Origin of the sequence: Xanthobacter sp. NM-59 (assembly GCF_021401125.1) — a bacterium.
In the GTDB taxonomy this organism is placed as follows: domain Bacteria; phylum Pseudomonadota; class Alphaproteobacteria; order Rhizobiales; family Xanthobacteraceae; genus Xanthobacter.
Window position 1 is genome coordinate 41705 of sequence record NZ_JACBFQ010000012.1, and the last position, 13059, is coordinate 54763.

The window sequence follows — 13059 nt, forward strand, 5'->3', positions numbered from 1 at the left end:
CCCCCATCGGGGCGGCCACGACGCCCCTCCGAAGCCCCTGCTCAGCGACACGTCTTCCGCCTGCGGGCAGAGGGGGCGGGAAAGGCAGCGCGCTGCCCGCGAAAACGCATCGGCAAGACAAAACTGACACCGCGCGGGCTATCGCGGCTGAGGTGCGTCGTCTGAAAGATTAGGACCGCGCGAGCAGCGTCGCCGCCCCATCGGGGCGACCACGACGCCACTCCGGAGCTCGCGCTCAACGACACGGCTTCCGCCAGCCGAAGAGGGAGCCGGAGGAGCGGCGCGCCGCGAAACGCTTCGCCGACGCAAATCCGGTTCGGCGTCATCGCGGCCTCCGCGATGCCACTTTAGAGCCCCGCGTTCAAACGGTTTCCGCCTGCGGGCGGAGGGGGCGGGAAAGGCAGCGCGACGCCCGCGAAAACGCATCGGCAGAGGCGGCACGCCGCGCGGGGACCATCGCGGCTTTGTGGGGCTTGGTCTGAAGGATTGAGGCCGCGCGCATTCCTTCACGGCCCTATCTGGGCGGCCACGACTGCACTCCGGAGCCCCCGCACAACGACATAGCCTCCGCCAGCGGGCGGAGGGGCGGGAAAGGCGGCGCGCCACCCGCGAAAGCGCATCTGCAGGGCAAATCCGGCGCCGGGCGGGGCGGCGCGACTCTGCTGTGCGTTACCTGAGACACGACAACCGCGCGGGCTACGTTCTGCCCCACCAGAGCGCCACCGGGAGCGCGGATAACGCCGACCTGGAGCACCCCACCCCACGTCCAGCATTTGCAGCGGAGGGATCGGAAAGAAAGGCAGAAGGGGCGCAAAAGCGCGGCACGGCAACCAAGGCCGCGCGACGCGGGCCCACTGCGCCTCGCGCCTCTTCTGAAAGAGTGGAGACGCGCCGGCTGCGCCGTCCCCCATCAGGCGGCCATAAGAGCGTTCCAGCGCACACGCGTCACGGCGGATCTTCGGCCTGCGGCACGGCATCGGGGCGGCGCGGGGCGAGGCAAGAGATGCGGCGACAAGGGACAGGACCGCACTGCGCAGGCCACGCCGCCTCAAGCCGTCATTCTGCAGCGATTGAAACGGCGCTGGCCCCTGCCATGCCCATCAGGAGGGCCAGAGGCAGCGACAATGCCAATAGGCCGGCCGCGCGCCCGCTGCGAAGGGGGGCGCGTGCGGATGCTCACGGTAAACGCCACAATGAATGGCGCGAGGACGGAACCTCACGGCGCCGCTATGCCCCCAAGGGCCGCTATGCCCCCAAGGGATGAGGCGCTCTCGCCAGCGACCCATTCACGCGCGTGAGCCCTCACTCTCCCTTCAAGCGAAGGAGGGCACGCCGCACTCGGCGTCATCCTGTGACGGTCGATCCGGCGTTGGCGGATCAGCCACCCGCCGTCAGCGGTGCGCGGTCACCTTCACGGTGCGCGGAACGAGGCGCGAGAGCACGCGGCGGCCACGGGGCGGCTCCTTGCCGTCGCTCATGAGCATAACGGCGAAGCCCATCTGCACGCTGCCGAAGGTCACGCCCAGACCGAAGGTGAGCAGCACCAGACCCAGCATGCCGTCCTCGGTGCTGGCCAGCTTGCCGAGGCCCGCCACGTTGAACGCCACCATGGCCCCCACCAGCGCCACCGCCAGCGAGATGCCAACCACCGCGTGGGTCACAAGAAACCTGACGAGAAAAGGCATCGTCCCTTCCCCTTTTCCGCGCTCCTGCACGGCCCCGCGGGTCGTTTCGTCTTCGCCGAGCGCCACATGAAGCATTATGATCTCACGCGTGCGACACACTGTGCAAGGGCGCCGTGCCGCCAAGGAGTCGCAGACACGGCGGACCGCGTGCAAGAAGTGATCGCGGCGGAAGGGCAGCTTGATCCCGCGCAAGGCACGGCCGGCCGCCGGCGCCGATGCTGGGGGCGAAATCAAGGGCCGGAACGCACGGCAGAACGAGGAGAAACGTCGATGGGTACGCTCCCCAAATGCAATCGTCTGGTGGTGGTGGCCGATGGCGCGAAGGCGCTGCTGCTGGCTGATTCGGGCATCCCGCCCGAACCCAAGCTCGCGGTGGTCGACACGGTGAGCGAGCCGCACGAGAGCACCACCGCGCTCGGCACCGAGCGTCCCGGGCGGGTGCACGAATCGGCGGGCGTATCGCGCAGCGCCGTCGAGGAGGCCGATCTCCATACAGAGGCCGAGATCGCCTTCCTCAAGCGCGTGGCGGAGCGCCTTGACGCGCTGGCGAGCGCTGGCGAGCTGCGCCGGCTGTTGCTGGTCGCCCCGCCCAAGGCCCTCGGCACCCTGCGCGACGCCCTCGGCCCGCAGGCGCGGGGACTGGTGGACGGCGAGGTGGCCAAGGACCTCGTGAAACTGCCCGTGGACGAGATCGCCCGCCGCATCGCCACCTGAGGCAATGCTTTCACTGATGAGCGCCCCCCCCCGGAGGGCGGGCGCTCATCCGCATCGCGAGGGGGCGTGCCCCGCGACGCCAAGGTACGACAGGGGGAATAACGGCATCGTTCGCCTTCCACTTTTAAAGGAGAGCGCCGGCATGCCCAAGCTGACGCGGAAGCGGCGCGTCCAAGGCCGCATGGCCATTTCAGGTTTTCGAAGCCCCGTCCTCCGTCGCTCGGCCACGCCCACATTTCCGGTGCGTCTCCTTATCCCTGCCACGAAGGCAAGGCGGAACCGCTGAAGGCGAGCTTTCCGCGTGGCCACGCACCTCTCGCCACGTGCGCTTAAGCTTGACCAGCCCTCGGCGCGGCTCCGCCGGCCTTGCGGCTTGCGCCCTGCGGACGAGGTGATGAGCGCGGAAGCAGGGTTGCTGCGCCGGGGTGCTCGCGCGCATCGAAGCCCCATGCCTCCTGCTGTTCCGGGACCGGCGCCACAGACCGCGCGAGCCGCAGCGGTGGCGGAGCCCCCCCAATGGCCAAGGCAACCGGTGCCACAGCCGGGCAAACGGACGTCCGCCGGACATCGAGGTGCTCCGCCAAGGGAGCGGGCTGCCGTGTGCCGGGCGATGAGCCAGCTCCAGGGCCCGCGGCATCGATGGCCGTTTGCCCGCTCCCGCAGCAGCAAAGGGGCGCGCCACCGGCTTCACCCACCACGGCGAAGGTGCCCGGGGCCAGCCGCAGACCTCCCCACACCCGCCGCGCCCTCCCTCGCGTTCCCCACAGGCGTTTCGGCGCGCCGCGGCGGGCTCGCCGGAACGCCCGCACTGCCCTATCCTGGCGGCAACTCCGCCCCCAAACCGTGCGGCCTCTCTCCGCGAGAGCGCGGCCATCCGCTTTCGGCAAAAGGGCGACAAGGACGGAACGGGGAGGACGGCCGCCATGCTGCAATGGTCCATCTATGTCTTCATTCCGCTGGCGCTGGCGGTGGTGGCCGGCGTGCTGTTCCTGGGCCTTTACAATCTCGCCTCGGGCGGCTCCCCGCGCCGCTCGCAGAAGCTCATGCGGCTGCGGGTGCTGGCCCAGCTCATCGCGGTCGCCCTGGTGGCGGCCACGGTGTTCGCCATGCACCACTGACCGCCCCCTTCCCCAGTTCTCGACCAGAAGGCACCTCCACCCATGGTGAAGCTCAACAAGATCTACACGCGCACCGGCGACGACGGCACCACCGGCCTCGGCACCGGCGCGCGGGTACTGAAGTACGACCTCCGGGTGATGGCCTACGGCTCCGTGGACGAAGCTAATGCGGCCGTCGGCCTCGCCCGGCTGCATCTGGCCGATGCGCCGGCCCTCGATGCCATCCTGAACCGGGTTCAAAATGACCTGTTCGATCTCGGCGCCGACCTGTGCACGCCCGCGGCGGCGAACGAGGCGCCCGGCGATGCCCTGCGCATCGTGCCGGCCCAGGTGGAGCGCCTGGAAAAGGATATCGACACCCTCAATGCGGAGCTGGCGCCGCTCACCTCATTCGTGCTGCCCGGCGGCACCCCGGCGGCCGCCCATCTCCACCTCGCCCGCACCATCTGCCGGCGCGCCGAACGCGAGATGGTGGAGCTGTCCCACAGCGCCGAGGACGCGGTGGGCAAGCCGGCCATCCAGTACATGAACCGCCTGTCCGATTTCCTGTTCGTGGCGAGCCGCTACACCAATGCCCGCGGCGCCCGCGACGTGCTGTGGGTGCCCGGCGGCGGCCGCTGAGCGCGGCCGACCGGAGCTGGCGTGAGGAAGACACGCCAGCTCAATGAATGAGGACCCTTCCCCGTTTCCGCGGAACGGGGAAATGCTCTAGCATGCGGGCCTCGCGCCACCGGCCATGACCGCCCCGAGGCCCTCATGTTCGTGCCCATCGCCGACATCAACCCCCTGGAACATGTGCGCCGGCCTTACGTCACCTATGCCCTCATCGCGGTGAACGTGCTGGTCTACACGCTGCTGCAGGGGGGCATTTCGGGCCACCCGGAGGAAGCCGGCATGGTCTCCTTCGGCGCCATCCCGGCGGTGGTGTCGGGGTTGGCGGTGCTGCCGGAGGGCTTTCTGGCGCCACCGGCCGACCTGACCCTCGTGACCTACATGTTCCTGCACGGCAGCTGGCTGCACCTCATCGGCAACATGGCCTTCCTGTGGGTGTTCGCCGACAATGTGGAGGACGCCCTGGGCCACCTGCGCTTCCTCCTCTTCTACCTGCTGTGCGGGGTGGCGGCGGCCATCGCCCATGTGGTCGTCCAGCCGGAGGCGGAAGGGCCGCTGGTGGGCGCCTCGGGCGCGGTGGCCGGGGTCATCGCCGCCTATCTGGTGCTGCACCCCAACGTCCGGCTGTGGGCGCTCGTCTTCATGAAGGTGCCGTTGAAGGTGCCGGCCTATCTCATCATCGGGGTCTGGCTGGCGGTGCAGATCTGGCAGGTTGTCATGGCCCGCGAGGGGGAAACCGCATGGGTCGCGCACCTCGGCGGCTTCCTGGCGGGCGGGGTGCTGGTGCTGGTGATGCGCCGGCCCGGCGTCGCGCTGCTTGATCCCGATCCATCCGGCGCGCCCTCGGTGCGCGGAGAGGACAAGGCCCGGGGCGATTTTCGCCAGCGTTGACACGGTTTCGGGCCCCTCCTACGTTGCCCGCCCCAAGGTTTGCTGCAATGCAGGGAACCCGAAGGAAGGAGGAGCCTCCGGCGCGGCTCGCGCGCGCTCGGGACCTCCATGGTGTTAGACGGGGAGCACGCCTTTATGAAGATCTTGGTGCCCGTGAAGCGGGTGGTGGACTACAACGTCAAGGTGCGGGTGAAATCGGACGGCTCGGGCGTCGAGCTGGCCAATATCAAGATGTCGATGAACCCGTTCGACGAAATCGCCGTGGAAGAAGCCCTGCGGCTGAAGGAAGCCGGCAAGGCGACCGAGGTGGTGGCCGTTTCCATCGGCCCGGCCCAGGCCTCCGAAACCCTGCGGACAGCTCTCGCCATGGGCGCCGACCGCGGCATCCTGGTGAAGACCGATTCCGCGGTGGAACCCCTCGCCGTCGCCAAGATCCTGAAGGGCGTGGTGGGCGAAGAGGCCCCCGGCCTCGTGATTCTCGGCAAGCAGGCCATCGACGACGACTGCAACCAGACCGGCCAGATGCTCGCGGCCCTGCTCGGCTGGCCGCAGGGGACCTTCGCCTCGAAGGTGGTCGTGGAAGACGGCGGCTTCGCCATCACCCGTGAGATCGACGGCGGCCTCCAGACCATCAAGCTGAAGGGCCCGGCCATCGTCACCACCGACCTGCGCCTCAATGAGCCGCGCTATGCGTCGCTGCCCAACATCATGAAGGCCAAGAAGAAGCCCATCGCCGACAAGACCCCGGCGGACTACGGCGTCGACGTGGCGCCGCGCCTCCAGGTGCTGAAGACCGCCGAGCCGGCCGGCCGCAAGGCAGGCGTGAAGGTGGCCTCGGTGGCCGAACTGGTGGCGAAGCTCAAGGACGAGGCGGGGGTGATCTGATGGCGACTTTGCTTCTGGCGGAACACGACAATACCGCTCTCAACGGCGTCACCGCCAAGGCCCTGACCGCGGCCCTGGCCCTGGGCGCGCCGGTGGACGTGCTGGTGGCCGGCAAGGATGCCAAGGCCGCTGCCGAGGCCGCCGCCAAGCTCACCGGCGTCAACAAGGTGCTGCTGGCCGACGACGCGCTCTATGCGCACCGCCTGGCCGAGCCGCTGGCCGCGCTCATCGTGGCGCTCGCCCCCGGCTATGACGCCATCGTCGGCCCCTCCACCGCCATGGTGAAGAATGTGCTGCCCCGCGTCGCGGCCCTGCTCGACGTGATGCAGATCTCGGACATCATCAAGGTGGACGGCGCCGACACGTTCGAGCGTCCCATCTATGCGGGCAACGCCATCCAGACCGTGAAGTCGACCGACGCCAAGAAGGTCATCACGGTGCGCACCGCCTCCTTCGCCGCCACCGCCGAAGGCGGCTCGGCGCCGATCGAGGCCGCTGCCGTGGCCGCGGATCCCGCGCTCTCCACCTTCGTGGAAGAGGCCATCGCCGCTTCCGACCGCCCCGAGCTGACCGCCGCGAAGATCATCGTGTCGGGCGGCCGCGCGGTGGGTTCGCGCGAGAAGTTCGCCGAGCTGATCGAGCCGCTGGCGGACGAGCTGGGCGCGGCTGTCGGCGCTTCGCGCGCCGCGGTGGACGCGGGCTACGCCCCCAACGACTGGCAGGTGGGCCAGACCGGCAAGGTCGTCGCCCCCGAGCTCTATGTGGCGCTCGGCATTTCCGGCGCCATCCAGCACCTGGCCGGCATGAAGGACTCCAAGGTCATCGTTGCCGTCAACAAGGATGAGGAAGCCCCCATCTTCCAGGTGGCCGACTATGGTCTCGTGGGTGACATCTTCACCGTGGTACCAGAGCTGAAGGCCGAGATCGCCAAGGTGAAGGGCTGATCGCCCAAGGTCCCGACCTGGTTCCGCCGCCCGCCGGCGGGACCTTAGGCCGCCGGGCTCGCAAGGGTTCCGCCGGGACATGACGACAAGGAGCACGAGGGCGCCGGAGCCCCTCGTGCTCGGAAGGAACATCACGGCCGCAGCGGTGCCCCCCGCGCTGCCATCCTCATCCGGGTGCCGTCCCGCCGGCCCCTCATGCGAAATGAGAGAATCATGCCGATCGAGATCAAGAAGGTCGGGGTTATCGGCGCCGGCCAGATGGGCAACGGCATCGCTCACGTGTGCGCCCTCGCCGGCTACGACGTGTTCCTCAGCGACGCCGATCCCGAACGCTGCCGCGCCGGCATCGCCACTATCAACGGCAACATGGCCCGTCAGGTGTCCAAGGGCACCATCACCGAGGACGCCCGCCAGGCCGCGCTCGCGCGCATCTCCGTCGCCCCCGCGACCGAGGACCTCTCTCCCTGCGACATGGTGATCGAATCGGCCACCGAGCGCGAGGAGGTGAAGCGCAAGATCTTCACCGGCCTGTGCGCCGTGCTGCGCCCCGAGGCGCTGCTGGCCTCCAACACCTCATCCATCTCCATCACGCGCCTCGCCGCCGCCACCGACCGGCCGGAGCGCTTCATCGGCATTCACTTCATGAATCCGGTGCCGCTGATGGAGCTGGTGGAACTGGTGCGCGGCATCGCCACCGACGACGAGACCTTCGACGTGGCGAAGGGGTTCGTCTCCAGCCTCCACAAGACCTATGCGGTGGCGGAAGACTTCCCGGCCTTCATCGTCAACCGCATCCTGCTGCCCATGATCAACGAGGCCATCTATACCCTCTATGAGGGCGTGGGCTCGGTGGACGCCATCGACAAGGCCATGCGGCTCGGCGCCAACCATCCCATGGGCCCGCTGCAGCTGGCGGACTTCATCGGCCTCGACACCTGCCTTGCCATCATGCAGGTGCTGCACGAAGGCTTGGCCGATTCCAAGTACCGCCCCTGCCCGCTGCTGGTGAAGTATGTCGAGGCCGGCTGGCTCGGCCGCAAGACCAAGCGCGGCTTCTACGACTATCGCGGCGAAAAGCCCGTCCCCACCCGCTGAGCCGTCACCGCTCCAAGGCTCCAAAGGCCCGGCCCCGCGCCGGGCCTTTTTCGTTCTGAGGCTCCGTCCCGGCGGGTGCCGCCTGTGCTCCTGAGCACCCTTGCTCCCAAGCACCCGCTCCCAAGCACCCGCTCCCAAGCACCCTTGCCTCGCGGCGCCGCTCGTCCCCGGCAGGCGCCCCTGCCACAGGCAGGAAGCCGCGAGGGCCCTGGCCCCGCGCCGGGAAAGGCCAGCAGCCTGGGCGGCGACGGCAATCTGCCAGCCTGCGGCTGGATCGGCTGTACCCGGAGGAGCGAAGCTGCAACCTCATACGGGCAGACTTGTGGATGTTCCTCCGGGGCGCCCCGGCCAGGGCCGTGCGGCTTCACGGCCACAGCGGCACATCCCGGCCCTGCGGCCTCCTCGCAGCTTCGACGTCCGGGGCGCTTCCGCGCGAGGCGGGAATCCGTTCGCTCGGAAGCGCGGGAAAGCAACGGCTAGGCCGGGCCGTGATTCCCCGTCTCCGGTGCCACTGCCGGCAGCTCCGCCCGCTGGAGAAGGCCGCCGCCGGGGCGGTTGACCAGGGTGAGCTTTCCGCCGTGACGACCCAAAATCTCGTTGGCGATGGCAAGGCCCAGCCCCGCCCCCGGAATCTTGGTCTGGCGGGCGGGATCCACCCGAAAGAAGGGCTCGAACACCTGCCCCATGAGCGCCTCGGGAATGCCCGGGCCGTCATCCTCGATGGTGAGCACGGCCCGCATGGCGCCACCGGTGGGCGCGCCATCGCAGCGCACCGCCACCCGCGCGCCGCCGCCATGGGTGGCGGCATTGACGACCAGGTTGCGCACCGCGCGCTTCAGCGAGAGCGGACGCCCCGGCACCAGCACGGGCTCTACCCCCAGGAGCGCCACGGTGCCGCCCGTCTCCGCCACTTCCCTCACCACCTCCTGCACCATCAGGTCGAGGCGCACGGGCTCGCCCGGCCCGGCCTCCACCTCCTCCCGCACGAGGCGGATGGCGCTGTCGGCGATGCGATCCAGCTCGGCGAGGTCGGAAAGCCATTGGGCCCGCTCCTCGTCATCGGGGATGAACTCGGCACGCAGCCGCATGCGGGTGAGCGGCGTGCGCAGATCGTGGGCGGCGCCGGCGACGATGCGCATGCGACTGTCCATGGCCGCCTTGAGGCGCGCGGAGAGGCGGTTGATGGCGGCGGCCGCCGCCCTCACCTCCTCCGGCCCCTCCTCGGGCAGCACCGGCGGCTCGCCATTGGGGCCGATCTGGGCCGCCGCCTCCTCGATGAGGGACAACGGCTTCATGAGCCGGCGCATGACAAACAGCACCACCAGGGTGATGCCGGCCACCATCAGCACGAACCAGGTGGCAAGGTTGAGCGTCCAGCCGGCGCGCCCGGGCGCGCCCGGAGGCGGCGGCGGCAGGGGGCCATAGAGATTGGCCCGCGTCACCAGCCAGCGGCCGTCGGGCAGGTGCAGGGCCGCCATCGGCGCCATTTCCCCGGGCACGTTCAGCACCTCGACGGGATAGAAGATGCCGAGCCGTGCCAGGGCTTCCCGAAGCTGATTGGTGGCAAACGGGTTGAGGTCCCCGGCCGGCGGGCTGCCGCGAAAGCCCATTCCGCTCGTTCCGGCCGTCTCCCCGGCATGGGGTGCCTTGGTGGCCAGCGCCACCACGAAGGCAATGTGCTCCGCCGCGTCGTCGGCCACATGGGGCGGCGGGCCGCCCGGAGCCGTGAGGAAGAAGGAGGCGACGTTGGCGAACGCCACCACCAGCACCATGGCCACCACAAGAAGCGCCGTGACCTGCGCGCGCAGGCTCTTCATGACGCTTCCTCGGTCTCCACCCGCACCGCCAGCTGGTAGCCGCCATTCCGCAGGGTCTTGAGGATCTGGTAATTGCCCTGGTCACCCAGCTTGCGGCGCAGCCGGCTCACCAGCACATCCACCGAACGGTCGAAGGGCCCGGCCTCCCGCCCCTTGGTGATGTCCAGCAGCTGGTCACGCGAGAGGATGCGGCCCGGGCGCTCCAGGAACGCCATCAGGAGGTCGAACTCGGCCCCGGTCAGGGTCACCTCGCTGCCATCCTCGGCGGTGACGCGGCGCAGATCCGGCTCGGCGCGAAAGCCGGCGAATCGGAAACTGGCAGGCATTGACTGCTGCTCCCCCCCGCTCGGCGCCACGCGCCGCAGCACGGCTCGGATGCGCGCCACCAGCTCGCGCGGGTTGAACGGCTTGCCGAGATAGTCGTCGGCGCCGATCTCAAGGCCGATGATGCGGTCCACATCCTCCTTCAGGGCGGTCAGCAGAATCACCGGCACGTTGGAGGTGGCGCGCAGCTCTCGGCACAGATCCAGGCCGGAGGCATCCGGCAGCATCAGATCCAGCACCACAAGATCGATTCGCTGGGTGGCAAGCTTCTCGCCCATCTCCCGGCCGTCTCCCGCCGTCGTCACGCGAAAGCCCTGCCCCACCAGATAACGGCCGAGCAGCTTCCGGATCTCCAGGTCGTCGTCGACGACGAGAACATGCGCACCAATGTCCACGGGCCTCATTCTCCTGTCTCCCCGGACCTTAACCGCCCTCGACCGTTTCCCGGCATCACCGGGTGCAACGCTTCTTTGCCACGAGGCCGCCGGCAACGTTCGCTTACAAATCGGCGCGCGGCGGACAAATTGGGATACCAGCAGACCTTCGGCAGCAACAGGAGCGGCCCAAGGTGCCTCCATCGCAATCGTCGCAAGGGCGATGGACATGACACCTCGAACCGTTCGGCTGGCTTTGTTGTCCGGAGTCGCCGTCTGCCTGGCGGGGGCCGCCCTCGCCCAGGGCAGCCCGGCGAAGATCCAGGACCGCCTGCCGATGGAGCAATCGGCCAAGTCTGACCGCGCGGTACAGATGGCCGCGCTGGAGGTGCCCTTCGGTGCTCCCCCGCCTGCGGCGCCGGAAGGCCCCCGCTTCGCGGCCGGCGAGCCGAGATCGCAGGGCCCCGACGCCCGCCGCATGGGTCCTCCGCCCGGGGCCGAGCGCCCGATGGGCCATCCGGGCCGCCGGCCGATGGGGCCGCCGCCCGGTCCGCGCCCCGACCCGCTCGCCTATGCGCGGGCCCTGGCCGGAGCTGAGGCTGCCATCGGCATCCGCGCCGACCAGCTCGATGCCTGGCGCGACCTGACCGACGCGCTCCAGGCGAGCGCGCCGCCGCCCGCCCCGTGCCGGCCCCGCCGCCCGGCGCCGGCCTGCCCGCAAGGCACGACGGCCGAAGGCGGAAATGCCGCCGTGCCGGCTCCCTTCGGCGCCCTGGAGGCGCTTGCCGGGGGGCTGCAGGAACAGGGGCGTGTGGGCGAGCGCATCACGCGGGCCATCAGCACCCTGAAGACCAAGCTGACGCCGGAACAGATGGAGCGCCTGGCGCGCATCGAGCCGGCCCTGCTGCCGCCTCCGCCCGGCGGCTTCCCCCCGCCTCCACCGCCCCCCGGCGGCCCGGGGCCAAGCGAAGAGGATTGAAGATCGCCCCCAGGCAGGGGGCTTCGGAAAGGAAGGGATTCTCGCCGCCCTGATCGTCCCTTCCTGATGGCGAGCGTGCTTCGGCGCGCTCGCCATCCATCCCAGGCGCGACAACCATGCGCGCCTGAAACCGCCCCCCGCCCCGGGGGCATGTGTGGCCAGCGCAGCCAGCCCGCGTCGACGTTTCGGCCCCACCGCCCCCCGGTGGACCGGAACACGACACGCAGGATTGAAATCGCCCCCACGGTGGGGGCCTTGGGAAGGAAGGGACTCTCGCCGCCCTGAGATCATCCCTTCCCGACGGCGAGCGCGTTCCGGCGCGCTCGCCGCTCCCCCCAGAGCCAAGGCGTTCCGCGTTAGGATCCGCCTCCGACCCAGAGGCATCCACGGCCAGCGCTGCCGCCCTCTCGCCGCCGACTCGGCCCCACCGCCCCCCGGTGGACCGCAGCGCACGGCGCAGGGGATTGAAATCGCCCCCACGGTCGGGGGCATCGGAACAGGAAGGGATTCTCGCCGCCCTGATCGTCCCTTCCTAGCAGCGGGTGCGCCTCGGCGCGCCCGCTGCGCCGTTTTGCGCCGGGCCGGCGTCAAGCCGCACCCGCACGGGCACCGATGTCTCTCAGCGCGACATCCGCGGCAGGAAGCTGCCGCCTTCTTCCGCAAGGAATTCGTTCAAGGCCTGCCCCGCCGGCAGCAGGCGCTTCTCCCGCGCGCGCACCACCAGCCATTGGCGCATCACCGGCAGCCCCGCCACATCCAGAACCGCCAGCCGCCCGTCCGCCACCTCCGCGGCCACCGTGTGGGCGGAAATGAAGCTGAGGCCCAGCCCCGCCATCACCGCCTGCTTGATGGTCTCGTTGGAGCCGATCTCCATGGCGATGGCAGGCGCCTGGGCGCCCGCCTCCTCGAACACCCGCTCCATCAGGATGCGCGTGCCCGAGCCCGGCTCGCGCACCAGGAACGCCTCCTTGGCCAGCTCATGCGGCGACAGGCGCTTTCGCCGCGCCAGCCGGTGCTCGGTCGGAGCGATGATCACATGGGGATGGTCGCCGATGACCAGCGTTTCCGCGTCCAGCTCCGCCGGCGGGCGGCCCATCACCGCGAGGTCGAAATCAAGGGTCTTCAGGCCGGAGATGATTTCGGCGCGGTTGCCGATCACCAGCTTCAGCTCAATGCTCGGAAAGCGCTTGCGGAAGGCGGCCAGGGCCATGGGCGCGAAATATTTCGCGGTGGAGACCACGCCCACCACCACCGAGCCCTGCTCCGGGCTGCGCAGGGCGACGATGGCGCGCTCAGCGTCCGCCACCGCCAGGGCGACGCGCTGCGACGCAGCAATCAGCTCCCGTCCCGCGGCGGTCGGTCGCATCTTTCCACCGATGCGCTCGAACACCGGCATCTGAAGCTCGTCTTCCAACGCCTTCATCTGAGCGGTCACCGCCGGTGGGCTCAAACCCAGTTCCTGTCCCGCTTTTGCGTAGGACCCCATGGCGTCCGCCAGGGCAACGAGGCGGAGCTGCTTCAATGTCAGGTGCAGCGCCATATTCCATTTTCCGGAATGTTGTGTTCAGTTCATTCAAATTTACATAAATCGCGGCCGGATGCAACTTTGGTCCAACAAAAC

Annotated in this window: 12 protein-coding genes; 8 read left to right on the forward strand and 4 right to left on the reverse strand. The window is 69.6% G+C overall.

Annotation, left to right across the window (positions count from 1 at the left end; genetic code table 11):
* Positions 1 to 1391: 1391 nt before the first annotated feature.
* The gene (locus L0966_RS18600) at positions 1392 to 1685 is read right to left on the reverse strand and encodes a hypothetical protein (protein WP_234053531.1); all 294 of its coding nucleotides are present in this window, start codon (positions 1683 to 1685) and stop codon (positions 1392 to 1394) included.
* Positions 1686 to 1955: 270 nt separating this feature from the next.
* Between L0966_RS18600 and L0966_RS18605 the strand changes: the two genes are divergently transcribed.
* The 7 genes from L0966_RS18605 (at position 1956) to L0966_RS18635 (ending at position 7944) form a co-directional block, all read left to right on the forward strand.
* A complete protein-coding gene (locus tag L0966_RS18605) occupies positions 1956 to 2399 on the forward strand; it encodes a host attachment protein (RefSeq protein ID WP_234053532.1) in 444 nt (147 codons plus the stop codon).
* A 923-nt stretch (positions 2400 to 3322) separates the two neighbouring features.
* Complete coding sequence (locus L0966_RS18610; RefSeq protein ID WP_234053533.1) at positions 3323 to 3517, forward strand: twin transmembrane helix small protein; 195 nt, start codon at positions 3323 to 3325, stop codon at positions 3515 to 3517.
* Between the two features lie 42 nt (positions 3518 to 3559).
* On the forward strand, positions 3560 to 4138 hold the full coding sequence (locus L0966_RS18615; protein WP_234053534.1) for a cob(I)yrinic acid a,c-diamide adenosyltransferase: 579 nt from the start codon (positions 3560 to 3562) through the stop codon (positions 4136 to 4138).
* A gap of 135 nt (positions 4139 to 4273) precedes the next feature.
* A complete protein-coding gene (locus L0966_RS18620) occupies positions 4274 to 5020 on the forward strand; it encodes a rhomboid family intramembrane serine protease (protein ID WP_234053535.1) in 747 nt (248 codons plus the stop codon).
* A gap of 135 nt (positions 5021 to 5155) precedes the next feature.
* A complete protein-coding gene (locus L0966_RS18625; protein ID WP_234053536.1) occupies positions 5156 to 5905 on the forward strand; it encodes an electron transfer flavoprotein subunit beta/FixA family protein in 750 nt (249 codons plus the stop codon).
* The gene (locus L0966_RS18630; RefSeq protein ID WP_234053537.1) at positions 5905 to 6849 is read left to right on the forward strand and encodes an electron transfer flavoprotein subunit alpha/FixB family protein; all 945 of its coding nucleotides are present in this window, start codon (positions 5905 to 5907) and stop codon (positions 6847 to 6849) included. Before L0966_RS18625 ends, L0966_RS18630 begins: the two co-directional genes overlap by 1 nt.
* A 213-nt stretch (positions 6850 to 7062) precedes the next feature.
* The gene (locus tag L0966_RS18635) at positions 7063 to 7944 is read left to right on the forward strand and encodes a 3-hydroxybutyryl-CoA dehydrogenase (RefSeq protein WP_234053538.1); all 882 of its coding nucleotides are present in this window, start codon (positions 7063 to 7065) and stop codon (positions 7942 to 7944) included.
* A 476-nt stretch (positions 7945 to 8420) separates the two neighbouring features.
* On the opposite strand, the gene L0966_RS18640 is transcribed toward L0966_RS18635, so the two are convergent.
* Both L0966_RS18640 and L0966_RS18645 read right to left on the reverse strand, forming a co-directional pair.
* Complete coding sequence (locus L0966_RS18640) at positions 8421 to 9761, reverse strand: ATP-binding protein (RefSeq protein WP_234053539.1); 1341 nt, start codon at positions 9759 to 9761, stop codon at positions 8421 to 8423.
* Positions 9758 to 10489 carry a response regulator gene (locus L0966_RS18645; protein ID WP_234053540.1) on the reverse strand — a complete coding sequence of 244 codons (732 nt, stop codon included), beginning with the start codon at positions 10487 to 10489 and terminating at the stop codon, positions 9758 to 9760. Before L0966_RS18645 ends, L0966_RS18640 begins: the two co-directional genes overlap by 4 nt.
* Before the next feature lie 199 nt (positions 10490 to 10688).
* Here L0966_RS18645 and L0966_RS18650 point away from each other — a divergent pair, with 199 nt between their 5' ends.
* Entirely contained in the window at positions 10689 to 11438 is a 750-nt protein-coding gene (locus tag L0966_RS18650) for a hypothetical protein (protein WP_234053618.1), read from the forward strand.
* 619 nt (positions 11439 to 12057) lie between these two features.
* Here the strand turns inward: L0966_RS18650 and L0966_RS18655 are convergent.
* On the reverse strand, positions 12058 to 12978 hold the full coding sequence (locus L0966_RS18655) for a LysR family transcriptional regulator (RefSeq protein WP_234053541.1): 921 nt from the start codon (positions 12976 to 12978) through the stop codon (positions 12058 to 12060).
* Positions 12979 to 13059: the final 81 nt, after the last annotated feature.

Excerpts from the sequence above, each read along its gene's own strand:
- L0966_RS18610 (WP_234053533.1), top strand. The coding sequence starts at position 3,323 with ATGCTGCAATGGTCCATCTATGTCTTCATTCCGCTGGCGCTGGCGGTG.
- L0966_RS18615 (WP_234053534.1), top strand. The coding sequence starts at position 3,560 with ATGGTGAAGCTCAACAAGATCTACACGCGCACCGGCGACGACGGCACC.
- L0966_RS18620 (WP_234053535.1), top strand. The coding sequence starts at position 4,274 with ATGTTCGTGCCCATCGCCGACATCAACCCCCTGGAACATGTGCGCCGG.
- L0966_RS18600 (WP_234053531.1), bottom strand. The coding sequence starts at position 1,685 with ATGCCTTTTCTCGTCAGGTTTCTTGTGACCCACGCGGTGGTTGGCATC.
- L0966_RS18630 (WP_234053537.1), top strand. The coding sequence starts at position 5,905 with ATGGCGACTTTGCTTCTGGCGGAACACGACAATACCGCTCTCAACGGC.
- L0966_RS18650 (WP_234053618.1), top strand. The coding sequence starts at position 10,689 with ATGACACCTCGAACCGTTCGGCTGGCTTTGTTGTCCGGAGTCGCCGTC.
- L0966_RS18655 (WP_234053541.1), bottom strand. The coding sequence starts at position 12,978 with ATGGCGCTGCACCTGACATTGAAGCAGCTCCGCCTCGTTGCCCTGGCG.
- L0966_RS18635 (WP_234053538.1), top strand. The coding sequence starts at position 7,063 with ATGCCGATCGAGATCAAGAAGGTCGGGGTTATCGGCGCCGGCCAGATG.
- L0966_RS18625 (WP_234053536.1), top strand. The coding sequence starts at position 5,156 with ATGAAGATCTTGGTGCCCGTGAAGCGGGTGGTGGACTACAACGTCAAG.
- L0966_RS18640 (WP_234053539.1), bottom strand. The coding sequence starts at position 9,761 with ATGAAGAGCCTGCGCGCGCAGGTCACGGCGCTTCTTGTGGTGGCCATG.
- L0966_RS18645 (WP_234053540.1), bottom strand. The coding sequence starts at position 10,489 with ATGAGGCCCGTGGACATTGGTGCGCATGTTCTCGTCGTCGACGACGAC.
- L0966_RS18605 (WP_234053532.1), top strand. The coding sequence starts at position 1,956 with ATGGGTACGCTCCCCAAATGCAATCGTCTGGTGGTGGTGGCCGATGGC.